At 50.3% G+C, this 19777-nt stretch carries 19 protein-coding genes; 8 read left to right on the forward strand and 11 right to left on the reverse strand.

Annotation, left to right across the window (positions count from 1 at the left end):
- Positions 1-6: 6 nt before the first annotated feature.
- The 7 genes from atpA to glmS all read left to right on the forward strand — a co-directional run bounded on the left by atpA (position 7) and on the right by glmS (position 8681).
- Complete coding sequence (gene atpA, locus ACEN2G_RS12575; RefSeq protein ID WP_442022048.1) at positions 7-1548, forward strand: F0F1 ATP synthase subunit alpha; 1542 nt, start codon at positions 7-9, stop codon at positions 1546-1548.
- A 42-nt stretch (positions 1549-1590) separates the two neighbouring features.
- On the forward strand, positions 1591-2451 hold the full coding sequence (gene atpG, locus ACEN2G_RS12580; protein WP_442022050.1) for a F0F1 ATP synthase subunit gamma: 861 nt from the start codon (positions 1591-1593) through the stop codon (positions 2449-2451).
- A 33-nt stretch (positions 2452-2484) separates the two neighbouring features.
- Positions 2485-3873 carry a F0F1 ATP synthase subunit beta gene (atpD, locus tag ACEN2G_RS12585; RefSeq protein WP_442022052.1) on the forward strand — a complete coding sequence of 463 codons (1389 nt, stop codon included), beginning with the start codon at positions 2485-2487 and terminating at the stop codon, positions 3871-3873.
- Between the two features lie 18 nt (positions 3874-3891).
- On the forward strand, positions 3892-4308 hold the full coding sequence (locus ACEN2G_RS12590) for a F0F1 ATP synthase subunit epsilon (protein WP_442022054.1): 417 nt from the start codon (positions 3892-3894) through the stop codon (positions 4306-4308).
- Between the two features lie 186 nt (positions 4309-4494).
- Positions 4495-5865 carry a bifunctional UDP-N-acetylglucosamine diphosphorylase/glucosamine-1-phosphate N-acetyltransferase GlmU gene (gene glmU / locus ACEN2G_RS12595; protein WP_442022056.1) on the forward strand — a complete coding sequence of 457 codons (1371 nt, stop codon included), beginning with the start codon at positions 4495-4497 and terminating at the stop codon, positions 5863-5865.
- Positions 5866-6017: 152 nt separating this feature from the next.
- Positions 6018-6815 carry a DeoR/GlpR family DNA-binding transcription regulator gene (locus tag ACEN2G_RS12600; protein WP_442022058.1) on the forward strand — a complete coding sequence of 266 codons (798 nt, stop codon included), beginning with the start codon at positions 6018-6020 and terminating at the stop codon, positions 6813-6815.
- Between the two features lie 9 nt (positions 6816-6824).
- A complete protein-coding gene (gene glmS / locus ACEN2G_RS12605; protein ID WP_442022060.1) occupies positions 6825-8681 on the forward strand; it encodes a glutamine--fructose-6-phosphate transaminase (isomerizing) in 1857 nt (618 codons plus the stop codon).
- 42 nt (positions 8682-8723) lie between these two features.
- Here the strand turns inward: glmS and ACEN2G_RS12610 are convergent, their stop codons facing one another.
- From ACEN2G_RS12610 to ACEN2G_RS12660, 11 genes are all read right to left on the reverse strand, one after another.
- Entirely contained in the window at positions 8724-9617 is an 894-nt protein-coding gene (locus tag ACEN2G_RS12610) for a F0F1 ATP synthase subunit gamma (protein WP_442022062.1), read from the reverse strand.
- The gene (locus ACEN2G_RS12615; protein WP_442022064.1) at positions 9617-11263 is read right to left on the reverse strand and encodes a F0F1 ATP synthase subunit alpha; all 1647 of its coding nucleotides are present in this window, start codon (positions 11261-11263) and stop codon (positions 9617-9619) included. The genes ACEN2G_RS12610 and ACEN2G_RS12615 overlap by 1 nt, the downstream gene beginning before the upstream one ends.
- The gene (locus ACEN2G_RS12620) at positions 11256-12008 is read right to left on the reverse strand and encodes a F0F1 ATP synthase subunit B family protein (RefSeq protein WP_442022066.1); all 753 of its coding nucleotides are present in this window, start codon (positions 12006-12008) and stop codon (positions 11256-11258) included. Before ACEN2G_RS12620 ends, ACEN2G_RS12615 begins: the two co-directional genes overlap by 8 nt.
- Positions 12009-12032: 24 nt before the next feature.
- Complete coding sequence (locus tag ACEN2G_RS12625) at positions 12033-12317, reverse strand: F0F1 ATP synthase subunit C (RefSeq protein ID WP_442022068.1); 285 nt, start codon at positions 12315-12317, stop codon at positions 12033-12035.
- Positions 12314-13006 carry a F0F1 ATP synthase subunit A gene (locus ACEN2G_RS12630; protein ID WP_442022070.1) on the reverse strand — a complete coding sequence of 231 codons (693 nt, stop codon included), beginning with the start codon at positions 13004-13006 and terminating at the stop codon, positions 12314-12316. The genes ACEN2G_RS12625 and ACEN2G_RS12630 overlap by 4 nt, the downstream gene beginning before the upstream one ends.
- Positions 13007-13292: 286 nt before the next feature.
- Positions 13293-13586: an N-ATPase subunit AtpR gene (locus tag ACEN2G_RS12635; protein WP_442022072.1), complete on the reverse strand. Its 294-nt coding sequence runs from the start codon at positions 13584-13586 to the stop codon at positions 13293-13295.
- On the reverse strand, positions 13583-13897 hold the full coding sequence (locus tag ACEN2G_RS12640; RefSeq protein ID WP_442022074.1) for an AtpZ/AtpI family protein: 315 nt from the start codon (positions 13895-13897) through the stop codon (positions 13583-13585). Before ACEN2G_RS12640 ends, ACEN2G_RS12635 begins: the two co-directional genes overlap by 4 nt.
- 11 nt (positions 13898-13908) lie before the next feature.
- On the reverse strand, positions 13909-14337 hold the full coding sequence (locus ACEN2G_RS12645; RefSeq protein ID WP_442022076.1) for a F0F1 ATP synthase subunit epsilon: 429 nt from the start codon (positions 14335-14337) through the stop codon (positions 13909-13911).
- On the reverse strand, positions 14334-15728 hold the full coding sequence (gene atpD / locus ACEN2G_RS12650) for a F0F1 ATP synthase subunit beta (RefSeq protein WP_442022086.1): 1395 nt from the start codon (positions 15726-15728) through the stop codon (positions 14334-14336). The genes ACEN2G_RS12645 and atpD (ACEN2G_RS12650) overlap by 4 nt, the downstream gene beginning before the upstream one ends.
- 233 nt (positions 15729-15961) lie before the next feature.
- Complete coding sequence (locus tag ACEN2G_RS12655) at positions 15962-16900, reverse strand: LuxQ periplasmic sensor domain-containing protein (RefSeq protein WP_442022078.1); 939 nt, start codon at positions 16898-16900, stop codon at positions 15962-15964.
- Positions 16875-17975 (reverse strand): substrate-binding domain-containing protein, encoded by a 1101-nt coding sequence (locus ACEN2G_RS12660; RefSeq protein ID WP_442022080.1) that lies wholly within the window; start codon positions 17973-17975, stop codon positions 16875-16877. The genes ACEN2G_RS12655 and ACEN2G_RS12660 overlap by 26 nt, the downstream gene beginning before the upstream one ends.
- A 259-nt stretch (positions 17976-18234) precedes the next feature.
- On the opposite strand from ACEN2G_RS12660, the gene ACEN2G_RS12665 reads away from it, so the two are divergent.
- Positions 18235-19551 carry a hemolysin family protein gene (locus tag ACEN2G_RS12665; protein WP_442022082.1) on the forward strand — a complete coding sequence of 439 codons (1317 nt, stop codon included), beginning with the start codon at positions 18235-18237 and terminating at the stop codon, positions 19549-19551.
- Positions 19552-19777: the final 226 nt, after the last annotated feature.

Consider the following 19777-nt stretch of genomic DNA (forward strand, 5'->3'; position numbering starts at 1 on the left):
TAGAGCATGCAACTGAATTCAACTGAAATTGCTGAGCTGATTAAACAGCGTATTGAGCAATTCAACGTTGTCAGTGAAGCACGAAACGAAGGTACTATCGTCTCTGTAAGTGACGGTATCATCCGTGTTCACGGCCTTGCTGACATCATGCAAGGTGAAATGATTGAACTGCCAGGTGGCTTGTACGCCTTGGCATTGAACCTGGAGCGTGACTCCGTAGGTGCCGTGGTAATGGGTCCGTATACGGATCTGGCCGAAGGCATGAAGGTTCGTTCTACTGGTCGTATCTTGGAAGTGCCAGTAGGTCGTAACCTGCTGGGTCGTGTGGTTAACACCTTGGGTGCACCTATCGACGGTAAAGGCGCTATTGTTGCCGATACTTTCTCTCCAGTAGAAATGATTGCACCTGGCGTTATCGACCGTCAATCGGTTGATGAGCCACTGCAAACTGGCTATAAAGCTGTTGATGCCATGATCCCTGTAGGTCGTGGTCAGCGTGAGCTGATCATAGGTGACCGTCAGGTTGGTAAAACTGCATTAGCAGTTGATGCCATCATCAACCAGAAAGACTCTGGCGTTAAGTGTGTGTACGTGGCCATCGGCCAGAAAGCGTCCACCATCTCTAACGTAGTACGCAAGCTAGAAGAGCATGGCGCACTGGCCAACACTATCGTAGTAGTGGCTTCTGCTTCTGAGTCTGCAGCACTGCAGTACTTGGCGCCTTACTCAGGTTGCGCCATGGGTGAATTCTTCCGTGACCGCGGTGAAGATGCACTGATCGTATACGATGACTTGTCTAAACAAGCCGTTGCTTACCGTCAGATCTCACTGTTGCTGCGTCGACCACCAGGTCGTGAAGCTTACCCAGGTGACGTTTTCTATCTGCACTCCCGTCTGCTTGAGCGTGCCTCTCGCGTATCGGTTGAGTACGTAGAACGTTTCACCAAGGGCGAAGTGACAGGCAAAACCGGTTCTTTGACCGCCCTGCCTATCATTGAAACCCAAGCCGGTGACGTATCTGCGTTCGTACCTACGAACGTAATCTCGATCACCGATGGTCAGATTTTCTTGACCACAGAGCTGTTCAACTCAGGCATTCGCCCAGCGGTTGATCCAGGTATCTCTGTATCTCGTGTAGGTGGTGCTGCACAAACTAAGCTTATCAAGAAACTGTCAGGTGGTATTCGTACTGCGTTGGCTCAGTATCGTGAACTGGCAGCCTTTGCTCAGTTCTCTTCAGACCTCGACGAAGCCACGCGCAAGCAGCTGAGCCACGGTCAGAAAGTAACTGAGTTGATGAAGCAGAAGCAATACCGTCCTATGTCAGTTGCTGAGCAAGGCTTAGTGCTGTTTGCTGCTGAAAATGGCTATTTAGACGATGTTGAATTAAACCTCATCACTACGTTTGAAGCCGCCCTGCTCGCTTATGCCGATTCAGAACATGCTGCCACTATGGCAGACATCAACCAGAAAGCTGACTACAACAAAGACGTTGTGGCTCAACTATCTGCGTTGCTGGATAGCTTCAAGGCTACCCAGTCCTGGTAACCATGTGGCAGCGTTTGCTGCCACCTGAATTGGAGAAGCGACATGGCCGGCGCAAAAGAAATACGTAGCAAGATCGGGAGTGTTAAAAACACTCAAAAGATCACCAGCGCTATGGAGATGGTGGCCGCCTCGAAAATGCGCAGAGCGCAGGAACGAATGGACCACAGCCGCCCATACGCTGAAACCATACGCAAGGTGATCGGTAACGTCGCGCAAGGGAACTTGGAATACAAGCATCCTTATTTAGCAGACCGCGAAGTTAAGCGCGTTGGGTTTATTATTATCTCAACCGACCGTGGTCTCTGTGGTGGCTTGAACATTAACTTGTTCAAAAAAGCCATGACCGAGATGAAAGCATGGTCCGATCAAGGCGTAAGCATTGATTTAGGCCTGATCGGTAGCAAAGCGGTGAGTTTCTTTAACCGCTACGGCGGCAAAGTGATTGCCTCAAAGAGCGGCTTGGGTGATAACCCATCGCTTGGCGAGTTAATTGGCTCTGTTACCGTCATGCTCGAAGCGTACAACACGGGTGAGATAGACAAACTGTATTTGGTGTACAACAAGTTTGAAAACACCATGATTCAGGCACCCAAAATCGATCAACTGTTGCCCTTACCCGCATCGGAAGAAACGGTTGCCACCCACAGCTGGGATTACCTCTATGAGCCAGATCCTAAAACGCTGTTGGACAAGCTACTGGTACGTTTCGTGGAAGCACAAGTGTATCAGGGCGTGGTAGAAAACCTCGCCAGTGAGCAGGCTGCACGTATGGTGGCAATGAAAGCCGCCACCGATAACGCCGGTGACTTAATCGACGACTTACAATTGGTGTATAACAAAGCCCGTCAGGCGGCGATTACCCAAGAGTTGAGTGAGATAGTTGCTGGAGCCGGTGCCGTATAAGGCAAGGGTATTCAAAGGTTTAGAGGATTTGACATGAGTAAGGGTATCATAGTCCAAATCATCGGTGCCGTAGTAGACGTTGAATTTCCGCAAGATGCGGTTCCTCGCGTATATGAAGCGCTGAAGATCACGACAGAAGGCCAAAGCCAGGGCATAGTTCTGGAAGTGCAGCAGCAAATTGGCGGTGGCGTTGTACGTTGTATCGTCATGGGTTCTTCCGATGGCTTACGCCGTGGGTTAGAAATCGAGCGCACCAACAACCCAATCAAAGTACCAGTAGGTGTTTCGACTTTGGGTCGTATCATGGACGTGCTGGGTAACCCTATCGATGAAAAAGGTCCGATTGGCGAAGAAGAGCGTTGGTCTATCCACCGTTCTGCTCCTAGCTACGAAGAGCAGTCAAACAGCTCTGAGTTGTTAGAGACAGGTATCAAAGTAATCGACTTGGTTTGTCCGTTCGCCAAAGGCGGTAAAGTAGGTCTGTTCGGTGGTGCCGGTGTAGGCAAAACCGTAAACATGATGGAACTGATCCGTAACATCGCCATCGAGCACAGTGGTTATTCTGTATTCGCCGGTGTTGGTGAGCGTACTCGTGAAGGTAACGACTTCTATCACGAGATGACTGATTCTAACGTTATCGATAAGGTATCGTTGGTTTATGGTCAGATGAACGAGCCACCAGGCAACCGTTTGCGCGTAGCACTGACCGGTCTGACCATGGCGGAAAAATTCCGTGATGAAGGCCGTGACGTACTGTTCTTCGTAGATAACATCTATCGTTACACCTTGGCCGGTACTGAAGTATCTGCACTGTTGGGCCGTATGCCATCAGCAGTAGGTTATCAGCCAACACTGGCTGAAGAGATGGGTGTGCTGCAAGAGCGTATCACTTCAACCAAGACAGGTTCTATCACGTCTGTGCAGGCGGTATACGTACCTGCAGATGACTTGACGGATCCGTCACCTGCTACTACCTTCGCTCACTTAGATGCGACTGTAGTATTGAGCCGTCAGATTGCTGCTTTGGGTATTTACCCAGCCGTTGATCCACTGGACTCAACCAGCCGTCAGCTGGATCCACAGGTTGTTGGTGAAGAGCATTACTCTGTTGCCCGTGGCGTGCAGACTGTTTTACAGCGTTATAAAGAGCTGAAAGACATCATTGCAATTCTGGGTATGGATGAGCTGTCAGAAGACGACAAGCGCACCGTATCTCGCGCCCGTAAAATCGAGCGTTTCCTGTCTCAGCCTTTCTTCGTGGCAGAAGTATTTACCGGTGCATCAGGTAAGTACGTGTCATTGAAAGATACCATTAGTGGTTTTAAAGGCATCTTAGACGGTGATTACGACTCTCTGCCAGAGCAGGCGTTCTACATGGTTGGTTCAATCGACGAAGCCGTCGAGAAAGCCAAGAAACTGTAAGCCGCGAAGGAGAACCTGATGGCCGATTTTAGCTTTCATCTCGACATTGTTAGTGCCGAAGAGCGTTTGTTCTCAGGCATTGTGCAAGCGGTGACGGTTTCCGGCTCTGAGGGTGAATTGGGGATCCGTTACGGACATGCCCCCTTGTTGACATCGATTCGTCCAGGCTTAGTGCAATACGTCACTGCGTCTGGTCAACAAGAAGTTCTGTATATCTCTGGCGGTATGCTGGAAGTGCAGAACAGCCGTGTCATGGTATTAGCCGACACAGCTATTCGCGCCGAAGATCTGGATCTAGCCAAGGCTGAAGAAGCCAAACGAACGGCAGAAGCTAAGTTGCACAGTTCATCTCATGATGTTAACTATGCCGAAGCTGCCGCCGATCTGGCTCGCGCTATGGCAAAACTGCGCGTGTTGCAGTTGCTGAAAAGATAACGTGCGTGTTACTCGTGCGTAAAAAAGCGACCTTAGGGTCGCTTTTTTTTTATAAAAAAATCAGAATGGCTGTAAAGACGGTAAGGAGTGAGGTGTGAAGCATGAGGGGTAAAAACCTGCAGCTTCAGGCCCAGTATTTACACCTCACTCCTCACTATTTACGCCTCACATAAGGTAATAAATCCAATGACAACACAGGCTGTGATCTTAGCGGCGGGTAAAGGCACCCGTATGCGTTCTTCTTTACCCAAGGTGCTGCATCCGGTGGCCAATCAGCCCATGGTGAGCCATGTGATAGCGGCAGCTCAAGCCTGCGGGGTAGACGGCATTCATTTAGTGTATGGCCATGGCGCCGAGCAACTTAAAGCCCGTATCACCACTGCAGAGTTAAGCTGGGTGCATCAAGCTGAGCAATTAGGCACCGGCCATGCGGTGGCGGTAGCCCTGCCTGAAATCGCCGATTCTGATGATGTATTAGTGCTCTATGGTGACACGCCTTTATTGCAGCCGGCTACCTTAAAAGCGCTATTGGCCGCTAAGCCGGTGGGCGGCGTAGGCCTGCTCACGGTGAAGCTGGCTAATCCCACAGGTTATGGCCGTATCGTGCGTGAACATGGCAAGGAGCTCGGCAAGGTAGTGGGTATAGTCGAGCAAAAAGATGCCAATGCCGAACAGCTGTTGATTAATGAAGTAAATACCGGCGTGCTGGTGGCACAAGCGGGGTTACTGAAGCGCTGGTTGAGTGCCTTAAATAACAATAACTCGCAGGGCGAATATTACCTGACCGATATCTTCGCCATGGCGCATGCTGACGGCTGTGAGATTGCCACCGTGCATCCGGCCTCTAGCGCCGAAGTTGAAGGAGCCAACGATCGGGTACAGCTGGCAGGTCTTGAGCGTGCTTATCAAAAGATGAAGGCCGAGCGCTTAATGCGTGACGGCGTGACCTTGCTGGATCCGGCGCGCTTCGACTTACGCGGCGAGTTAACCGTAGGTGAAGAAGTGACTATCGATGTGAATGTGATCATCGAAGGCAAAGTCACCTTGGGTAACCGCGTGCACATAGGTGCCGGCGCCATTCTCAAAGACTGCGTGATTGGTGATGATGCTGTCGTTAAGCCCTACTCCATTATCGAACAAGCAGAACTTGGCAGCGCCAGCTCAGCCGGCCCGTTTGCTCGCCTGCGCCCGGGTGCGGTATTAGGCGAAGATGCCCATGTAGGTAACTTCGTCGAGATCAAGAATACCCGCTTAGGCAAAGGCTCCAAGGCCGGCCATTTAAGCTACTTAGGTGACGCCGAGATTGGCGCCGGCGTAAATATCGGTGCCGGCACTATTACCTGTAACTACGATGGTGTGAATAAGTTTAAGACCATCATAGAAGATGGCGTGTTTGTGGGCTCAGATACCCAGCTGGTCGCGCCGGTGCACATCGGAAAAAATGCGACTTTGGGTGCGGGCTCAACCGTTACCAAAGACGTGGCGGCAGAAGAGCTGGTGATCACTCGGGTGCCCCAGCGTCATATTAAAAACTGGCCAAGACCCACGAAGAAATAGCTGAAAGCTAGAAGCTGGAAGTAAAATCGACGCGGCTGTGCATTTCACAGCCGCGTTTTTTATTGCCGCTCGCTGCCGCCCTTCGATTTTTGCTTGATCTCTTTTCTTTCGATCTGCTAGTATTTTGTTTCGATTCGAAACCTTAAGCTCTAATGTCGAAATCATGCTCTGCCACTAATAGCCCTCAGTTAGCTAAACCTAATACTCAGCAGCGGCGTCATTCCATCATCACTTTGCTCCATGAGCAAGGCGAAGTCACAGTCGATGAGTTGGCCCTGCGCTTTGCCACTTCCGAAGTTACGGTTCGTAAAGATCTCACCGCCCTCGAACAAAGCGGCTTATTACTGCGCCGCTATGGTGGTGCCGTGCGCGTGCCTGTTGAGCTGATAGCTGAGTTGCCTGTGTCTGCACAAAAACAAGCGCTCGCCAAAGCCGCCGCTAGGCTTATCCGCGATCACAACCGTATCATCATCGACAGTGGTAGCACCACGGCCGCCTTGCTTGGCGAGTTGAGCCAGAAAAAGGGCTTAGTGGTAATGACTAATTCTTTGGCCATCGCCAATGCGCTGCGTGAGTTAGAGCCAGAGCCGACCTTACTGATGACGGGCGGCACTTGGGATGCGGCCTCTGAGTCGTTTCAAGGCCAAATCGCCGAGCAGGTGTTACGTTCTTACGATTTCGACCAGTTATTTATCGGCGCTGACAGTATCGATCTCGCACGCGGCACCACCACCTTTAACGAGCTCACCGGCTTATCGCGGGTGATGGCCGAAGTGGCCCGCGAAGTGGTGGTGATGGTCGAGTCCGATAAAATCGGCCGCAAGATCCCCAATCTAGAACTGCCATGGGCTGCCATCCACACCTTAGTGACAGACGGCGGCATTCTGCCTAAGCAGCAAGTGCTGCTTGAGCAAAAAGGCATTAACTTAATTATCGTCAACAAAATTTAGGAGCAAGGTATGTGCGGCATAGTCGGAGCAGTAGCCCAGCGGGATGTGGCAGAAATATTAGTAGAAGGATTGCGTCGCTTAGAATATCGCGGCTACGACTCAGCAGGTATCGCCATCGTCGATGTGGGATCTAAAGCCAAGGCAGACGGTACCTATCAGCTTAATCGCCTCCGTGAGTTAGGTAAGGTACAAGCCTTGGCCGATGCGCTTAACGCCCAACCGCTGGCTGGTGGCACAGGCATTGCCCACACCCGTTGGGCCACCCATGGCGAGCCATCGCAGCGTAATGCCCATCCGCATGTGTCTGGCGACATAGTAGTAGTGCATAACGGCATTATTGAAAATCACGAAAGTCTGCGTGCAGAGCTGCAGGCCAAGGGCTATCACTTTAGCTCAGACACAGACACCGAAGTGATTGCTCACTTAGTGCATTATCACCGCCAACATACAGACTCTTTGCTTAGCGCCTTGCAAGCCACATTAAAAGAGCTGCGCGGCGCTTATGGTACCGTGCTGATGGACGCGCGTGATCCCGAGCGGCTAGTGGTAGCGCGCTCCGGCTCGCCGTTAGTGATTGGGCTTGGCGTGGGCGAAAACTTTATCGCCTCAGATCAGCTGGCGCTATTACCGGTTACCCGTCGCTTCTTGTATTTGGAAGAAGGTGACGTGGCAGAAGTTACGCGCCGTGAGGTGCGCATCTTTGACGCTCAAGGTGTTCGCGTTGAACGTGCCGAGTTAGAGTCAGATGTGACTCATGATGCCGGTGATAAAGGCGAGTATCGTCATCATATGCTCAAAGAAATTTATGAGCAGCCCAAGGCCATTACAGACACCCTAGAAGGTCGCATGACCGATAGCGGCGTAGTAGTGGAGTCGTTTGGTAATGGCGCTCGGGATATTTTTGCCAAGGTTGAGCATATACAATTAATTGCCTGCGGCACTTCTTATCATGCCGGCATGGTGGCCCGTTATTGGTTTGAAGCGCTGGCTGGTGTGTCTTGCGACATAGAAATAGCGTCCGAGTTTCGCTATCGCAAGTCGGTGGTCAGACCGAACAGCTTGCTTGTCACCCTCTCGCAAAGTGGCGAAACCGCAGATACGCTGGCCGCCTTACGGGTAGCCAAAGAAATCGGTTTTATGAGCAGCTTGGCGATTTGTAATGTGCCCAGCTCCTCACTGGTGCGCGAATCGGATTTAGCCTTTATGACGCGCGCCGGTGCCGAAATCGGCGTGGCGTCGACCAAGGCCTTTACCACCCAATTGGCAGGGCTGTTAATGCTGGTGATGGCCATCGGCCGTAGCCGCAATTTGATGAGTGCCGAGACCGAATTAGAGCTGGTGCAAGCCCTGCGCTCCCTACCCGGCCACTTGGCCGAAACCTTGAGCTTAGCGGGCGAGATAGAAACGCTGGCGGAAGACTTCGCCGAGAAAGAGCACAGTTTATTTCTCGGCCGTGGCGAGCAGTATCCGATTGCCATGGAAGGCGCGCTTAAGCTGAAAGAGATTTCTTATATTCATGCCGAAGCCTATGCGGCCGGTGAATTAAAACACGGACCGCTGGCGCTGATTGACGCCGAGATGCCAATTATCGTAGTAGCGCCGAATAATGACTTGTTGGAAAAACTGAAATCGAACGTTGAAGAAGTGCGTGCTCGCGGCGGACTCTTGTACGTGTTTGCCGATCAAGAAGCCGACTTTAATAGCGCCGCCAATATGAAGGTTATCCAGGTGCCGCACGTGCCCGCCGCTATCGCGCCCATCGTCTATACCTTGCCGCTGCAGTTGCTGTCTTACTATGTGGCGCTCATCAAAGGCACAGATGTGGATCAACCCAGAAACCTAGCCAAGTCGGTGACGGTTGAGTAAGGGCTTGAATAAGTAAGTTTTAATAGCCGGCTTGAATGCCGGCTATTCTAAATGCCCAATAATCACATCCATCAATTCATTGGTGATGTCGGTTTGGCGCACATAGTTTACCTCTCCTCTTACTTCTTCTAAGCGTTCGTCCACCGACTGCTCGGCTTGCTGCATTAATGCCAAGCGCGCGGCATTTTCGGTCACCATGGCTTCGGCGGCGGCGCTAAAGAGGCTGGCAAACAAGTAATTGCGCAGCAGCGCCGACAATAAGATATCGGGCGCTAAGCTGTAATCTGGCAGTGAGCGTGAGTCCCAGCGCTTGGGTCGCGCTAATAAGCTTGGGTCCAGCGGTAATAAAGGCTGAATGTGTGGGTCGCGTACATGATGCTCGGCTCTTTGGGTGAAAGCCAAGCTGATCGCAGTGTTATTAACGGTGAAGTTATGTAAGCCCTGATGCTGACTAAACGCTTCGATATAGGTCACCAGCTCGGTGGCCAATCTACCTATGCCCTCGGCGGAGGCTGGTGGCATCAACACCACTTCTGGCGTTAACCCCAGCGCTAACAAGGCATCGCTCATTTGTGCGCCCACACACAGCAAGCTCAGCGGCTTATTTTGTGGTTTAGCTGCATATTCAAATACTTGCTGCGCCAGCAATTCATTGTAGCTACCACATAAACCGTGATCAGAGCCAAACACCACCAACATTTTCTGGCGAGCTTTCGACGATTCTGTCTGCAAAAGGCCGGCCTTTAAAGGGCCGGTGCGATAGGCGAAGGCGGCAAAGCCTTGTAGTAAAGTTTGCCGATATTCAGAGATGGCTTCTGCCGCTTGCTCGTAGGGATTGGCATTAATCGCCGACAGCGTCTTCATGGTGTGCACAATGGAGCGAATACTGGTTAGTGTCGCTTGTTGGCGGTTTAGAAACTCCAGCGTCTGCGCCATTATTCACCTCTATTGTTAACGGAGGCATTGTTAACGACGGCATTATTAACGGCGGCATGGTGGGCAGCAGCATTGTTAGCTGCAGATGCGACCACCCGATGGGCCAAGGCTATGATGGCTTGCTGATGGGCATCGGTTAGCGCTTGCTGCTGTTTAAGGTGCTGGACTATCTCGGGCAATGCGTGTGCTACCGCCAAGCGTAGGGCTTGTATGGCTTGGCTGGTGGCGGTTTCACTGAGCGCATCAAACACACCTGCCATGGCCGCAATCAACACCGCCAATTGTTCCAACACCGACTGTGGCTTTCGCTCAGCTTGGCGCAGCGCATTACGCACCGCAACGCCTCGGGTTAAGCGCGCCTTAGTGGCGTCATCTAGGCGGGTACCAAAGCGGGCAAAGTCTTCTAACTCTTCGAACTGCGACAGCGTCACACGCAAGTTACCGGCCACGGCTCTAAGTGCAGGCCCTTGGGCTTTGCCGCCGACTCGCGATACCGACAAGCCTAAGTCCACCGCCGGAAACTGATTTTTACGCACCAAGCGTGGCGACAGATAAATTTGACCATCGGTAATGGAAATTAGATTAGTAGGAATATAAGCCGACAAGTTTTCGGCCTGAGTTTCCACTACCGGCAGCGCGGTAATGGAGCCACCGCCCGTCTCTTTAATAAACTGCCCCGCTCGCTCTAGCAAACGGGCATGCACATAGAAAATATCACCGGGAAAGGCTTCACGACCCGGCGGGCGTTTCAGCAGTAACGATAACTCGCGATAAGCGCGTGCATGGTGGGTCATATCATCGAAGATAAGCAGCACATCTGTGCCTTGCGCACAAAAATGCTCGGCCATTGTCATGGCGGCATAGGGCGCTATATAGGCCAACCCCGGCGCTTCTTCATCACCGGCGGCCATGATCACACAACGAGCCAGCATATTGCCCTGCTCTATGGCACGGATCACGCGCGCCACCGCATCACCGCGTTGGCCGATGGCGCAATAAATACAGACCACCTCGGTATTGGCCTGATTGAGAATGGCGTCTACCGCCAGCGAGGTTTTACCGGTTTGCCGGTCACCGATAATCAGCTGGCGCTGGCCTAGCCCTACCGGAATGGCTGCATCGATAGCGGTAATCCCGGTAGCCAAGGGTCGTGCTATGGCCGAGCGATTTAAAATACCCGGTGCTGGGGCTTCAATGGGTTGTGTTACTGAGCAGGCAATGGTGCCTAAGTTATCTTTAGGGCGGCCCATGGCATCCACCACTCGACCCAATAAGGCGCGGCCCACCGGCACACTCACTACCTTGCGGGTGCGGCGTACCGGTTCATCTAAGCGAATTTTTTCAGACGGGCCTAATAAGATCACCCCTAAGCGATCGGGTTCTAAATCCAGCACTATGCCCAGCACGCCACAGTCAAACACCAATAATTCATCGGCCAGTGCGCGCGCCAGCCCAGAGACGATGGCGATACCATCGGCCACCTCACTCACCTTGCCGACTTCGGTGAGCACAGGCTCAGGTGTAGGCACCTGAGCCAAGCCTGCGAGCCAGTGTTCAAACTGCGTATCCTGATCTTCGCTAAATAAGTTGCTAGATACGTGGCTAGGCAAGGAGTCAGCTAAGTTATTAATGGAAGAATTATTCATGGCGTTTCGTTAATTCATTATGCTGACCTAAAAGGGCTGTCAGCTCATCCGCATAGCTATCAATGGTCCAGGCCACTTGCGCCCCGCCCACCTGCAAGATCAAGCCGGGCGCTTGCTCGGCATGGGTCACAAAGCTCAGAGTCAGTTTTGGTAATAAGTGGCTGAGACAGGCCCTTAGTTGTTCTTGCTCACGATTTGCTAAAGGCTTGCGGGTGCTGGCCACTGCTATGTTTGTTTCTCCGGCAGCGGCCATTAGCTCGGTTGCCAATGGTGCCAGCCGTTTCCCCACATGGCTGACTATGGCGGCTTCTAAACTTTCATCTGCTAAGTCATGTAAGGCCTTGCGGGTGAGCGTTAACAAGGCTTGCTCGCCGTTGCGCTGCAGCTGTTGGTTAAACTTTTCTCGCTCGGTGCTTAAATAACGCTGCCAAGCTTGTTGTTCTTGCTCGAGTTGAGTGCGCGCCTCACTCAATAACGCATCTCTTTGTGCCTTGGTGTTATTGAGCGCATCGGTCACTAAAAGCTGTTGGCGTTCATGCAGCTGTGCCTGCTGGGCTTTATAACGCGCGGCTTCGGTCTGCGCTTGCTGCTCGGCAATGCCGGCTTGTGCCATGCGCGTGGCAATCTCAGTTTCTCGGGCATCTATGCCATCGAGAATAGGCCGATAGAGAAAGCGCTTTAACAGCCAGACCAGCAATAAGAAGTTAGCCATCTGCGCCAACACGGTAATCCAGTCAATGGACATGCTTTACCCTTATCAATGAAAGAATTAACCGCCTGTGGTGACGCGCACCGCTTCCCAAAATGGGTTGGCAAAAATCAAGATCATGGCTACCACGAAGCAGTAGATGGACGTTGACTCAATCATCGCCAAGCTCACAAACAAGGTGCGCGATAAGGTGGGTGCGGCATCGGGCTGCTGGGCGATGGCGGAAATAGCAGAGGCCGCCGCTCGTCCTTCGCCCAATGCCGGGCCAATGGAGCCGATGGCCACCGTAATACCGGCGGTAAAGATAGAAACACAAGCAATGGCAATCATGGCGATATCAGTCATAAGGGATCCTGTTGGTGAGGTTTAGATAATTCTTCAGTTGCAGCTGCAATATAAACGGTGGCCAGAATGGCGAAAATATACGCCTGAATTAGGCCGGTTAATAAGCCCAGCATGTCCATCAATACCGGAAAGAAGAATGGCGCTACGCTGAGCAAGATGCCCGCGATCACGGCGCCACTCATCACATTGCCGTAGAGGCGTACCGCCAGTGAAATACCGCGGGAAAATTCGCCGATAATGTTAAACGGCAGCATCACGATAGACGGCTGAATAAAGGTTTTCAGATAATGTTTTGCACCATTGCTGGCAATACTAAATAGCGGTACCGCCAACAGCACAGACAGCGATAACGCCATAGTGGTGGATAAAGACGAGGTCGGCGGCTTGAAGCCGGGCACTACCGTCAATAAGTTAGACGCGGCGATAAACAAAAATAAGCTGCCGGCAAAATATAATACGTGCCGCGCCGACTTTAAGCTGATTTCTTCTATCTGCCCTTGAATGCTTTTAACGATCACCTCCAGCAAAGTACGCCAGCGATTGGGCGGCACATCGGGGCGCAGATTGCGGGTTACCAACCAAGAAGCGAGCACTAACACCGCCATCACCAGCCAAGTATTAACGAGCGTGGCATTGACCGGCCAACTGCCTAAGGTGAACACAATGGTTTCATCCGGTGTCATCTGCATGACGCTTTCCTTCTCATAAATGTTTCCTTACCCACTAAAGATTAAGATCCAGAACAAGAATAAGAGCTATTTTTGCCACGGAATCCACGGAAAAGTTCACGTGCGAAAAGTGACAGGGATAAGAGCTTTTAATGGTAAGGGCTGCCTGCTGATGAACGGGTGTTTAGCCCTTATCCATTAAGTTTTTATCTTAGCTTTGTCAGATCTGATCACTATTTTTCCGTGTTCTTCCGTGGGTTCCGTTGCAAATAGTCTTGAGTCTTTGAGCTTGTTTTTAACTTACAGCTTACCGCACGGCTGCCGTTACGCGAGCGCGACGTATCGCCTGCCAACGCACCACAAAAAAGGTCAACACATAGCCGATCAGCGGCCATAAGCTGGCGCTCAATGCCGCCAGCGCAAAGCCTATACCCAGTAACAGCGCCATGCGCAGCAGAAAGCTCACCAATAAGATGCCGGCCGGGTTTTGAGCGTCCAGCGCGCGTTGGATCCCAAAATTTAGCCCCCAAAAAAACAGGCTATTGATGGCCAAGCCCAGCAGCAGCCCTAACAAGAGTGCGGGCCAATCAAGGCTGCTCATGGTTGGTCCTTATATTGGTCGTGGTCTTCTTTATTAATCCAGCCCCAGGCAATTATGATGCCCATCACCAGCCCGCCTAGAATAAGCGCCATCGGCCAAGAAAAAGACTGGGGCGCTACCTTATCCAGCCACACACCTAAGAAGGCGCCGCCCACGGTGGGCACGGCAACCGACCAGCCAATAATGCCGAAGCTGCCAAAGCCGCGTAATGGGCTTAAGTGCTTAGTGCTGCGTGCATGCTTGATGCGCTGGGCGCTGCGACGCATGGCCTCAGCGGCTTTATCGGGTTCTTTTTTAGCTTGGTTCATCATGAATGCTTCTTTCATAAGGAGGGTTTTCGCAAGTCACCAAAGCGGCGCACTATATTGGCCTCTAAGCGTGATAAGGCCGAACGCGCCACCCGCTCATCGTCATCGACTGCAAGAAAGTGGGTACTCACTAAATCGTTGATGGCTGCTAGTGATTCGCCTTGTAATCCACGTTGAATCGCGATGCGCACGTAATGGTCTTGTTTCACTAAGATGCCCTCATCGACCGCAAAAAAATGTTCCGCGCCCGCCTCGTCCGTCACTATCAAGACCGATGGCACCAAGGCGGTGACAAAGTCGGTATGATTAACTAACAGCGTAAAGGCACCATTGGCGGCGATAGCAAACACCTTAATGGCGGTGCCCGAGAATAAAGTGCGCGTCGGCAGGCGCAGCTCTACCTGCAGCAACTGTTTTCTATCCAGATCGCTTTGCTGACTCATGCCGTCGCCTCTTGCGCCGCCGCAGTCGGTTGCAAGTCGGCCAATGAACCTATCATGTAGTAGTCCATTTCATTATCGTCGAACGTGTCTTGGCTAAGGATAGTTTCACAGCCGATTAAGGTATCGCTAATCGACACCCGTTTGCCGCCGCTGCCGGTAAAAGAGCCGGTAGTAAAGAAAGGTTGCGTTAAGAAGCGCTCTAAGCGGCGCGCCCTAGCCACCACGGCTCTGTCATGAGCGGATAACTCTTCCATGCCCAGCATGGCGATAATATCGCGCAGCACTTCGTATTCCGCCAAGGTACGGCGTACGGCTCGAGCAATATCGTAATGGCGCTGACCAACCACGGCCGGCGTGAGCATGACCGAGGCAGACGCTAACGGGTCGACCGCCGGATACAGGCCTTCACTGGCCCGTTTCCGAGATAACACCACGGAGGCAGATAGGTGGGAGAAAATATGGGCGGCGGCTGGGTCGGTAAAGTCATCGGCGGGCACATACACCGCCTGAATCGAAGTAATGGCTGCCTTAGTGGTGGAAGTAATACGCTCTTGCAGTGACGCTAACTCGGTGGCCAGAGTCGGCTGATAACCCACACTTGACGGCATGCGGCCTAATAAGCCGGATACCTCTGAACCCGCTTGCACGAAGCGGAAGATGTTGTCGATTAGCAAGAGTACGTCTTGCTGTTGTACGTCACGAAAATACTCCGCCATAGTGAGTGCTGACTTACCGACCAGAAATCGAACGCCCGGCGCTTCATTCATTTGGCCAAACAGCATCACCGTCTTATCGAGTACGCCGGCCTCGCCCATTTCATGGTACAACTCTTGTGCTTCTCGTGAACGCTCACCTATGCCACAAAACAGGCTCACACCCTGATAATGCTGCACCGTATTGTTAATCAGCTCGGTGATCAGCACCGTCTTGCCCACCCCCGCGCCGCCAAACAAGCCCGTCTTACCGCCCCGCTCTATGGGCGATAACAAGTCGATGGCCTTAATGCCGGTTTCTAGAATTTCGCTGTGCACCACTCTATCGGCGAGTGACGGCGGCGCTTGGTGTATTGAACGTCGCTTGGCATCCGCTATGGCGGGTTTATTATCGATAGGCTCACCAAATACATTAAGCATGCGCCCTAATACCGCATCCCCCACCGGCACTTGTATCGGCGCGCCTGTGGCCACCACCTTCATACCCAAACCTAAGCCTTGTACGCTGCTCAATGACATACAGCGCACCACGCCTTGATCCAATAAGGACGCGACTTCCATTGGGATCAGACTGTTAGCGTTATCGCCTGCATAGAGCAGCTCATTGATCTGCGGTGTCGCTTCTACAAAGCGCACGTCCACCACGCCTCCGCGAATTTTAATAACTTGGCCGCCCATTGGTGCTGGATTTGGTGTCGAAAGAGGTGCGCCTAAAGTAGACATTATGCTGGCCTTCTTAAATAGCTAACCCATTTAGTTAGATTAATTTTCAGGTCAAGGCTGCCAGTATAGCCTAAATAAAGAGGTCTTAATTTACGCGAGATCACGGAACCGCAAGTCAAGCAATGATTAGAGTATCTAAATGATGTTCTCTAATCATTGCCGTTTTGCTTGGCATCAGGAGGGGAGTATTAAGGATGTGTTTTTCTATTGCTAACCATTAACCAAGCTACAACAGCCAATGAAAATAGCACTAGCGCCAGTAACTGATGATAAAGATAAACATAAGTTAGTGGTTGTGAAATGCTAGCATCGGCAATCAACAATAATTGTAGTTGGCTTTTCTCGCCGTTGATGAGTAAGGGCTGACGAGTAAAGAAATGCTGATCAATTTTACCTTCACTCAAGTTGCTGGCGATGATTTTATCAAAAACCGTCTCTGAAATGTCGGCATCATTAAAGGTTGGGCCTACGGGGCGACCATCTAACAACAGTGTCAGGCTCTTATGTTTAGTATCTTGGCCAAGTAAATTAAGCAGCGTTAAATTGTCATTTAATATTATGCCGCCTAACAAACTACCAATAACCATTCCCGATTCGCTAGATAATATCGGATAGCGTTGCATGATGGCAGTTAGTGAGGTTGGCGCAGGCTCTAGTTTGATGCTAGACCATTGAGTGAAGTAAGGTATGTCCATAATAGTGGCGTTTAAATTCTCACCCAATAAATACAAGGGCGAATTCATATTGGTCCAATATTGGTTTTGTCGTGTGAGCAATAATAAGTCTAGGTATTCACCGTAGTTATGCTCCAACGTATCTTGCAATATTTTTTTAGCCGAGAGTCTCTCTCCACTCTCGAGAGTGGTTGCTAGCTTAGGTTTTTCTACCGTGCTAATCAGCAAGTTATCTAAGCCGGTGAGATAGCTATCTAAGCGACTTTGGGCTCTATTTTGAGCCTCCTGCATTTGATAGCTTATGCTGTCATTGGCCACTTTGGTCGTGGCTTGCCATGCCAAGATTAAAAAAACAGCCGTAAGTAAGAATAATATCGGTAATAAGATAAGTAAGGTTAATTTAACGCGACCTTGCTGATACTTGTGATTACTTTGAATAGCGGAAAGCAACATCTTTCAAGCGCTCCAGTTCAGCTTTAGAGGTGTACTTGTCTATGACGACAAAATCGCCACTGTAAATTTGTGGGATCAGGTGTGTTTTTCCTACTTGATCGAGACGAATGGCTTCGGCTATTGCCACACCATTATCATCATTCATGCGCATCACAGTAAGATCTAGTGCGCCGGTTGCTATGGCGTCTAATTCGGCGCTACCACCGCCCCAGCCATTAAGAATGATTTTATCTTCTTTATTTAATATTTTTAATGCTTGTGCGGCACCCAAAGCGATATCTGTAGTGCAAGCATAAATAAGATTGATGTTAGGTTTTTCCTGTAAGGTTTGCAGCACGGCTTGCTTGGCTTTTTCAGGATTCACATCCGTATAAAAGGCTTGGCCTAGGTTCATGTCTGGCTCATTGATGTTTAACTGGATGAACTCGTCTCCACGAGCGGTGCTAATATAACCTCGAGTGCCATATAACATCAAATAATTAGCTTGGCTATTAGTTATTTTTTTTATCTTTTCATTTAATAAACGAGTGCCAGCTTGATGATCAAAGCCTACATACAGAAAAGGTTGTCTGTTTTTTAAGTCTTTTAGCGGCGTCGTAATGTTCATTAAAATTATTTTTGGTCGATCACGCGTCATTAGCTTATTAAGCAATACTGTATGGCGTGGAGAGTTCAGTGTTAAAACTAAATAGTCAGGATCACTTAGCAAGGCGTCTGCCAATTGTTGCTCTTGCTCTCTGTCGGTAGTTGAGGGTAAAGATGGATAATTTTGTAAACTAAATGGCACCCCTAACTCGACTAATCTTTTGCCTAAGCTTGTTTGGTTACGTGACCAATAATCTGAGACCTGCTGATCAGGCGTGAGCATGACGATACGCACAGTGTTAGCTAAGGGCTGTTGTAGCGGCACTGCAGGATTGCGGACCTTACTAGCAAAACGTTGCACTAGCGGCTTCTGCTCAGGAAAAAGTGCTAGATAATCCTGTTGTGACCAATATTCTAAATTGTTTGCCTGTAGGGTACTGGGCAGCAGCAAGAGACACAGCCAAGCTAGCTTCAGATTTTTAGTGAACATACTTAGTTATCCAGTTATCCAGTTATCCAGTTATTCGTTATGCAGTTAAAGCAGCAAAAAAGTGTTCCAAAATCAAATGATCCTATGTCTAGCTCGAGCTATATAGTGATAATTTTTTCTACGTTTTCTACGTTTTTGATTAATCAGGTTAGCCATGCACTGAAACAAGTATTTAGCTACTGTGAAATAGTCTACATAATGATACCTTGAACTGCTTGTATGACAGGCGTTTTCTTTACTCTTATCGGTGTATCTTGTTATGACTCTTTTTGAGAACCTTCTGGTGTTAGTGCTACTCGTCGCGATTAGCTCTTTCTTTTCTGTATCAGAAATTGCACTGGCCGCATCACGTAAGATTAAACTGCGGATGATGGCCAGCGATGGTGACATCAATGCCGCCAAAGTACTCTTGCTACAAGAGCAGCCGGGTAATTTCTTTACAGTGGTGCAAATCGGCTTAAATGCGGTTGCCATTCTGGGTGGTATCCTAGGCGAAGCGGCGTTTACGCCCTTTCTAACCGAATTGTTGAAAACCTTCTTTGTGGGAGCCTGGATTGAAAAAACGGGCTTCTTCATGTCGTTTTTTGTGGTTACCTCGCTGTTCATCTTGTTTGCCGACCTGATACCGAAACGCCTAGCCATGATAGCGCCAGAGCGTATTGCCGTTTCTGTAGTACGCCCCATGGCTATCTTTCTGATGGTGCTGCGACCCTTAGTTTGGTTCTTCAATGGCTTGGCAAACTTATTCTTCCGTCTGTTTAACGTACCTACCATGCGTAAGGACGAAATCACTCCAGAAGACATTATCGCCATGATGGATGCGGGCGCTCAGGCTGGCGTGCTACAAGAACAAGAACATCACCTGATTGAAAACGTGTTTGATATGGAGTCGCGTACTGTGACTTCTGCTATGACAGGCCGCGAGAGTCTGATTTATTTCACACTAGCCGAAAGCCAAGACAGTATTAAAGACAAGATAGCCGAACACCCGCACGCCAAGTTTCTGGTTTGTGAAGATAGCCTAGATAAAGTCATCGGCTATGTGGACTCGCGCGACATACTCATGCAGGTGTTACACGAACAACCTCTGTCACTAAAGAAAGAAGGCATCATACGTACGCCGCTGATCATTCCCGACACCTTATCTATGTATGAAGTGTTGGCGCATTTCAAGACTGCCGGCGAAGACTTCGCCATCATCATGAATGAGTACGCCATGGTAGTAGGTATCATTACCTTAAAAGACGTAATGAGCATAGTCATGGGTGAGCTGGTGCAGTCTCAGGAAGACCATATAGTAGAGCGCGACGCTAACTCTTGGTTAGTAGAAGGTTCGACCCCACTCGAAGACGTGATGCGGGTACTCGATATAGATGAGTTCCCCAATGATGAGAACTACGAGACTATCGCCGGCTTTATGATGTATATGCTGCGCAAGATCCCCAAGCGCACCGACTTTGTATTACATGCAGGCTATAAGTTTGAAGTAGTAGATATAGATAACTATAAGATTGACCAGCTACTAGTGACCCGTATTGGCGCTCCAGAGCTGCCAATAGAAGAGAAGTTGGTCTAAAAACTAGCGTTGTGCGTGTATTTTGTGCGAACAGCATTAAAATGACATATTTCGACAAAAAGCCCTTGCGCTAAAACGAGAGCTCCCTATAATGCGCACCACTGACACGGAGCAAGGCGCTCACGGTCACAAGGGTTTGAGAAAACGAAATTAAGTTTGAAACAAACACTTGACGAATACTACGGATTGCGTAGAATACGCATCCCGACCTGAGACACGGTCACGC

This window comes from Oceanisphaera sp. W20_SRM_FM3, from assembly GCF_052119705.1.
Classification (GTDB): domain Bacteria; phylum Pseudomonadota; class Gammaproteobacteria; order Enterobacterales; family Aeromonadaceae; genus Oceanimonas.

Coding starts and splice junctions, on each gene's coding strand:
- atpA (WP_442022048.1), top strand. CDS start 7: ATGCAACTGAATTCAACTGAAATTGCTGAGCTGATTAAACAGCGTATT.
- atpG (WP_442022050.1), top strand. CDS start 1,591: ATGGCCGGCGCAAAAGAAATACGTAGCAAGATCGGGAGTGTTAAAAAC.
- atpD (WP_442022052.1), top strand. CDS start 2,485: ATGAGTAAGGGTATCATAGTCCAAATCATCGGTGCCGTAGTAGACGTT.
- ACEN2G_RS12590 (WP_442022054.1), top strand. CDS start 3,892: ATGGCCGATTTTAGCTTTCATCTCGACATTGTTAGTGCCGAAGAGCGT.
- glmU (WP_442022056.1), top strand. CDS start 4,495: ATGACAACACAGGCTGTGATCTTAGCGGCGGGTAAAGGCACCCGTATG.
- ACEN2G_RS12600 (WP_442022058.1), top strand. CDS start 6,018: ATGTCGAAATCATGCTCTGCCACTAATAGCCCTCAGTTAGCTAAACCT.
- glmS (WP_442022060.1), top strand. CDS start 6,825: ATGTGCGGCATAGTCGGAGCAGTAGCCCAGCGGGATGTGGCAGAAATA.
- ACEN2G_RS12610 (WP_442022062.1), bottom strand. CDS start 9,617: ATGGCGCAGACGCTGGAGTTTCTAAACCGCCAACAAGCGACACTAACC.
- ACEN2G_RS12615 (WP_442022064.1), bottom strand. CDS start 11,263: ATGAATAATTCTTCCATTAATAACTTAGCTGACTCCTTGCCTAGCCAC.
- ACEN2G_RS12620 (WP_442022066.1), bottom strand. CDS start 12,008: ATGTCCATTGACTGGATTACCGTGTTGGCGCAGATGGCTAACTTCTTA.
- ACEN2G_RS12625 (WP_442022068.1), bottom strand. CDS start 12,317: ATGACTGATATCGCCATGATTGCCATTGCTTGTGTTTCTATCTTTACC.
- ACEN2G_RS12630 (WP_442022070.1), bottom strand. CDS start 13,006: ATGCAGATGACACCGGATGAAACCATTGTGTTCACCTTAGGCAGTTGG.
- ACEN2G_RS12635 (WP_442022072.1), bottom strand. CDS start 13,586: ATGAGCAGCCTTGATTGGCCCGCACTCTTGTTAGGGCTGCTGCTGGGC.
- ACEN2G_RS12640 (WP_442022074.1), bottom strand. CDS start 13,897: ATGATGAACCAAGCTAAAAAAGAACCCGATAAAGCCGCTGAGGCCATG.
- ACEN2G_RS12645 (WP_442022076.1), bottom strand. CDS start 14,337: ATGAGTCAGCAAAGCGATCTGGATAGAAAACAGTTGCTGCAGGTAGAG.
- atpD (WP_442022086.1), bottom strand. CDS start 15,728: ATGGGCGGCCAAGTTATTAAAATTCGCGGAGGCGTGGTGGACGTGCGC.
- ACEN2G_RS12655 (WP_442022078.1), bottom strand. CDS start 16,900: ATGTTGCTTTCCGCTATTCAAAGTAATCACAAGTATCAGCAAGGTCGC.
- ACEN2G_RS12660 (WP_442022080.1), bottom strand. CDS start 17,975: ATGTTCACTAAAAATCTGAAGCTAGCTTGGCTGTGTCTCTTGCTGCTG.
- ACEN2G_RS12665 (WP_442022082.1), top strand. CDS start 18,235: ATGACTCTTTTTGAGAACCTTCTGGTGTTAGTGCTACTCGTCGCGATT.